7 protein-coding genes are annotated in these 5,839 nt (G+C 48.8%); 5 read left to right on the top strand and 2 right to left on the bottom strand.

Annotated features, from left to right (window positions below; all coding sequences use genetic code 11):
- From CX664_RS27090 to CX664_RS18135, 4 genes are all read left to right on the top strand, one after another.
- Positions 1 to 191, top strand: a 191-nt coding sequence (locus tag CX664_RS27090) for a hypothetical protein (RefSeq protein WP_219622229.1), incomplete at its 5' end; no start/stop codon positions are given.
- A gap of 450 nt (positions 192 to 641) precedes the next feature.
- Positions 642 to 1,112 (top strand): M26 family metallopeptidase, encoded by a 471-nt coding sequence (locus CX664_RS18145; protein ID WP_146000126.1) that lies wholly within the window; start codon positions 642 to 644, stop codon positions 1,110 to 1,112.
- A complete protein-coding gene (locus tag CX664_RS18140; protein ID WP_146000125.1) occupies positions 1,075 to 1,908 on the top strand; it encodes a hypothetical protein in 834 nt (277 codons plus the stop codon). Before CX664_RS18145 ends, CX664_RS18140 begins: the two co-directional genes overlap by 38 nt.
- A gap of 16 nt (positions 1,909 to 1,924) precedes the next feature.
- Entirely contained in the window at positions 1,925 to 2,176 is a 252-nt protein-coding gene (locus tag CX664_RS18135) for a hypothetical protein (protein ID WP_101748091.1), read from the top strand.
- Positions 2,177 to 2,408: 232 nt separating this feature from the next.
- Here the strand turns inward: CX664_RS18135 and ggt are convergent, their stop codons facing one another.
- Together ggt and CX664_RS18125 are read right to left on the bottom strand one after the other, a co-directional pair.
- Complete coding sequence (gene ggt, locus CX664_RS18130; RefSeq protein ID WP_101748090.1) at positions 2,409 to 4,157, bottom strand: gamma-glutamyltransferase; 1,749 nt, start codon at positions 4,155 to 4,157, stop codon at positions 2,409 to 2,411.
- Between the two features lie 239 nt (positions 4,158 to 4,396).
- Positions 4,397 to 4,975 (bottom strand): hemerythrin domain-containing protein, encoded by a 579-nt coding sequence (locus CX664_RS18125; RefSeq protein WP_101748089.1) that lies wholly within the window; start codon positions 4,973 to 4,975, stop codon positions 4,397 to 4,399.
- A 268-nt stretch (positions 4,976 to 5,243) separates the two neighbouring features.
- On the opposite strand from CX664_RS18125, the gene CX664_RS18120 reads away from it, so the two are divergent.
- Positions 5,244 to 5,432, top strand: a complete 189-nt coding sequence (locus CX664_RS18120) for a hypothetical protein (protein ID WP_101748088.1) — start codon at positions 5,244 to 5,246, stop codon at positions 5,430 to 5,432.
- The last annotated feature ends 407 nt before the right edge of the window (positions 5,433 to 5,839 follow it).

Raw genomic sequence — 5,839 nt, 5'->3', positions numbered from 1 at the left:
AATCCCTTACCGACTATCGCCACCCATCGTTCTGGGATATCGTCGCCAACTGCCTGGGCATCTTTATGTACTGGCTATTCATTCCTGCGTTTAAAAGAACGCCTGTTTTAAGGGTTCGCTGGGCGTTTAAGGAAACACGCCCGGGAGATCACAGAGGAAAAGATTTTTTCCTGAGCTTTTCGAAGTACTGAAGGGTAAGTAGTTAACCAAATGAAATCGTATTTTCTGACTAAGTGGACAGTCACTCTGCTGCGTTACAACTACGGTCACATAGCTACGGCTATGCTCCCTACGTTGTGCCTTGCATAGTAACTGCCCACTTAGCCAGAAATATACGATTCCATTTGGCCAACTACTTATCAATACGGTCTCACGCATTTCAGGCTGGCCCGTTTTATGCATTTCTCGGGAATTTTCACGGCAAAGTAACGCATCCAAGGCTATTATACCCTACGAATTGTTTGCTCTTTTGCGTGAAAATCCCCGAGTCAGGCACGAATAGGCCCACCCGTGTGGCATTTTCATTATGCTGGATGACCGAACAATCAAATTGCACAGACCCATGACTGCCTGTGGCGGTCCCGGGAATATGAACGGTAGGAAACCAGCACAATAATTAACGCCATCATGAGGGAGTGATTTTGATACAGCCACCAACCATGCCCGGCAGCGTTACTGCCAGCGCCTCACAACCAGCAACAAGCCAGTCTGTCGAGCCACAGGGACGGTGGGGACGACTGGGTGTGTGTTCAGAATCTGACGCCATACCGTTGTTACAGGGCAATACCCGGGAGGAAAACCCGGTAAACGACCACAGTTCAATAAAAAACAGACAGCAAGACCTTCAGCGTAAACCGGCCAGCACATCGCCCATTGATGGTAGCCAGTTGGATCAGCCCATTGGTAATGATACTCATCCATTTACTGGCAGCCTCCGTGGCGAAAACGGCACCATTGGTAATCTCAGCCATTGTCTGGTGCAAACCCTGGGAGGTACAGGCCAGATTGATGGTCTGAACTTTAACGGTGCCAATATAAGAGACAAAAGCCCGGTTGCGGTAGCGGCCTGTACCATTGCAGACGCTGCCATGGTCAGTAATATCAAGCGTTAACAATGCCCATGTAGTCGCCCTGGGTGACTGTGCGGGGATTGCCGGGGGGGATGTCTGGGGAATGGTGCTCAACACCACGGCAGTGAACTGCACAGTTGCAACTTCCGCAGACGGGAAATACGCCGGAGCAGCAGGTATTGGTGCCGGGTTTCTTCGTGGTGGTGGTATGGTTGTCGACACCACGGCGGTTAACTGCTCATTGGCCAGCTCCACAAATTCAGGGGCAGCAGGCATTGGAGCGGGGAAGCTTATAGCAGGTGCAGGGGGGCGTCGTGGCATGGTTGCCAACACCACGGCGGTGAACTGCAAAGTTGAAAATTCCGCTCAATATGGAGGTGCAGGCATTGGTGTGGGTACGGCTTTTAATGATGGCACGATTGCTCACACCACGGCGGTGGACTGTATAGTGGAAAACACCGGACAGGATGGCGACGCAGGTATTGGCCTGGGCAAAGCTGTTTTTTTTGACATGGTTGCCAACACCACAGCGATCAATTGCGAAGTTGACAGTGAGTATGGAGATGCTGGTGTCATGGGTGGTCCTGAAGCTGGTATCTGTAATGTCCGTGTCAACGGAGACTGGCAAAACAATACCAACCTTGGTTGTCATCCCTGGCTGGATAATTCAGTTGCAGGTATTGACCCTGGTCTGCTGCCGCCGAATTATCGGCCCGATGTTTATAATTTTACGGCACTGGCAAACAATCAAATTCAACGGTGTGGGTTCTTCCCGACCGCAATGCCGGCCACAATCCCAACAACAATCCGGACAACACCCCCCCACCACTTCGGGTAAAAGCAGCTCAAGGGATGTGAACCTGAATCAAGCCGCTTTAGCCGCTATAGCCCTGGGCGGTGTACTCTTGGTGCTGGTGGTTGGCTTGTGCATCTACCGCTACTGTCGCAACCGGGCATCATCTGCGGCTGGTTATAGCCCCATATTGGCCGGGAGTACAGGGGACAATCCCGTGAACAGATCCCCCGAAGGCTCCGTGAACTCACTGTCCGATATTGCTGAAGAAAGCGATGATGATGAATTGGCACCATTACTCAGGTTGGTATAGCCACCAACGGCGGCAATTCTGCGAGCAATATACTTCTGAACGCAGTGCGCGCCCAAAAAGGGATAAAGTGCGTCGAATAATTAGTCTGGATTGCACCAGTCACCCTTCGACTCCGCTTCAGGATGAACGGAGATCAAGCTCTAAACCGGGAAGTTCCGAAAAGTGCTTTTCAGGAAACAGTGGTTGCCACCACAGGAATATTTGACCTTGCTCTTCAGGGAAATACGGATATTCAGTCCCCCATAACATGACCTTCCCGCCGTGGATCAGCAGCCCCTTCCAGGCCTGACTTCTTTATAACAATGGCATGCAGACCGCTGTTAAGATCACGGACCGAAACCTGATACCCCATTGCCGTTAGCGGTTTTACCAGCTTTTCCGCATCCGTTCCAGACTCAAGTTCATAAGAGCCCTGCATATTGATTCGGTGAGATAGACTAACGGCTTCATCCACGGGTAATTGCCAGTCCAGATGAGCAATAACTGTTTTGACAACATGAACAATTATACGACTGCCACCCGCTGAGCCAAGAACCATATAGGGCTTGCCATCACGTAACACGATAGTGGGCGTCATAGAAGACATTGGCCGTTTTCCTGGTGCTATGCGATTGGCTACCGGTTTGCCATCAATAAATGGACGGAAGGAAAAATCCGTCATGGAGTTATTCAATAGAAAACCACGGACCATCAGGCGTGAACCAAAAGCATTCTCTACGCTGGAGGTCATCGCCACCGCATTGCCATCACCATCAACAATGCTGATATGCGTCGTTGCCGGGAGTTCCAGTGCTTCAACGGAAGCCTGACGTATTTCGTCTATGCCCGGTGGCAAGCCCGGAGCAACCCCTTGCAATGGCTTTCCGGTTTTAAGCAGCCGACTTCGCTCAAGAAGATAGGACTTATCCAGCAAACCCTTCGGCACATGAACAAAGTCCTGATCCGCCATATACATGCCACGGTCGGCAAAAGCCAGACGCGTTGCATCGCCAATCAGTTGCCAGCTAATGGGGTTGTCCTTGCCCAGTTCAGGCAAGTTGTAGTGATCCAGCATCCCGAGAATCTGCCCCATGGTCAGCCCACCCGAACTTGGTGGTCCCATACTGCACACCTGATAACTCCGATAGTCCATACAGGCAGGGTCACGTTCCTGAACCTGATAACGATTCAGGTCACTCATCGTCAGTAAGCCAGGATTATCGGTTATTGAGTTCACCGTTGTGACGATATCGCGACCAATCTCTCCCTGATAGAACGGATCAATCCCACGATTGGCAATAAGAGACAGAGTATTGGCTAATGGCAGGTTTTTCAGCAGATCACCTTCCTGCACAGGACGTCCTTCAGGATAAAAGTAGTTTCTCGTATTTTCATAACGCCCCAGACGTGTCTGATCCATGGCAACCAGACTGGCCAGTCTAGGCGACACAATAAACCCTTCCCGGGCCAGTTTTATCGCTGGCTTGAACAAGGTTTTCCAAGCCAGTTTTCCATGCTTTTGATGCATTTCATACATCAATTTGAGCAGACCGGGGGTTGCTACGGATCGCCCTCCTACAACCGCATCATAAAACGCCAGGGGTTCTCCTGTTTCATCAAGAAAGTGATCCGGTTTTACCTGCCCCGGCGCAGTCTCACGACCTTCCCAGGTGGATAACTGCCCGGCCTTATTATCAAAATAAACGATTAATCCCGACCCACCAATACCTGAAGATTGCGGTTCCACCAGGTTCAGTACCAGTTGCGTGGTGATGACAGCATCAATAGCAGAACCGCCCTGTTTGAGAATTTCATAACCAGCTCTCGCCGCATAGGGGTTTGCAGTAGCCACCATATAGTCAGAGGCCCTGACCAGTTCCTGTTCCTTATTACCTGTACCCGGCTCGGGCGCAATCTCTCCGGGGGGAATGGCATCAGCAAGAACGAAATGAGCCTGTATCCAGAAAATGCCTGCAACAATCCATGTTATTGGTTTACCCACGCTCCATCCTCTCTTTCATGACTCAGATGTCAACACTGTACGCTGATAGATAGCGAAATAAAAAACTGACCTATACAATTATCACTTTATGAATATCAGTGCTATTAAATTGCAGTCTGGGTGAAGAAGATAAAGGCGAAGGGACAAGCCGCAAACTGAGTTACGGTCTGGACAGGACTCCCAGCAAATTCTTAACATGCAATTTGCTGGAGAGTAAAGGTTAAGAGTAGAGCCGAATATCAAATAACCGGCTCAACCCCGTTTTCCCGCTCAGTAATATACTGATACAGATTTTGGTATACCTCCCATAAATGAGAACCAAAAAGTGGATCAGACATCTGTTTAAGATCATTATCAACCAGTACCAGATCATCAACACTCAATAAGGACTGCATCGCCGGAATCATATACTGGTTTTCCAGTTCCATATGCTCCCGCTGCAATTCACTGTAGAGCGTGTATTCAGCCAGTAGCAGATTGATCGGGATAACCTGGTCAGAAGCAACGGTATTGAAAGCCTCCACAAGCCTCTGGGTCATTGCCGTAATCTGCCGGTGTTGATCCTCAATCATATCAAACTGAATCCGTTCTTCTTTACTGGCCAAGCGTGGACGAAGCCGAGCCATCAACCTGGACTCAAGAGGATGGTGAAATGCATCTGGATAGTTATGCATATAATCCAGCGCTTCAATAATAATGTTCAGCTGAGGATTGTGCTCACTGCCTTCCCGGTAACCAGAGACCTCGTAATCCAGGTAGTCCAACAAGCGTGCCATATGCTGATGGTCTTTGATGATTCGGTCAATCACTGTCGTCATATAGCATCCCCCTTAGACATTTATTCTAATAATCTTTTTTATAGGCCCAGCCCTATTCAAGTATTGATATAAGTCAATTTTTTTCTATTTAAGCGAGCACAATGCAATATTTTTCATGAAACTGGCTGACAACAAGTCTCATCACTGGTTTACATTGGCTTTCAACACACTTTCATGACAAGGCACTCTTTTTATGCCCTGCATCAACAAACGGAGTCATGACCAAAGGTAAGCTACCGCGCACATTATAACTGGCTCGGAGGTTATCATGCCGAACCCCCTGTACATGCTTGAATACCTGGCATACGCCGGAGTGGATACCAAGCCTCTCGTTGATGAGAAAGCCATTAAGGAAGAGTATTTAAGGCAGATATACCGTGTGGATTCCAGGAATAAAATTCTCGATAAAAAGGGCAAGGTTGTTGGTAAATCCAGTAACCCACGACATCTGCATTGATGAGACTCATCTTTAGACTTCAATCCGGCATATTATTGAGCAGTATTCACTCACTGCTCTCTTTAACAGCAGACATAATCAATTTAAAATGCCCCGATGGATGCTTTACTCTGTCTGTCCGGACAGAGACTCCTGACGCTGGAACTAGGAGGCTGTCCGAGAATAGACTGCCCTACTGCGGTGGCAGCAAATTGGTCTAAAAATTCCGTTTTGTTCGGCAAATAGCCCCACTATTCACCTCACAAAACGAAATTTTTATCCTCAATTTTCTGCCATCCTCGCTACGGGCGCTATTCTCGGACAGCCTCCTAGACTATCCGGGTCAAAGCAGTACAGACCAGAGCAATCATCACTCCAACCGTATTTATCTGCATACCAGCTATTCCGAGGAATCCAATGCCTTACAT

The organism is Endozoicomonas acroporae (genome assembly GCF_002864045.1).
GTDB lineage: Bacteria > Pseudomonadota > Gammaproteobacteria > Pseudomonadales > Endozoicomonadaceae > Endozoicomonas > Endozoicomonas acroporae.
The sequence above is the reverse complement of the archived record's forward strand: the minus strand, read 5'-3'. Positions and strand labels throughout refer to the sequence as shown.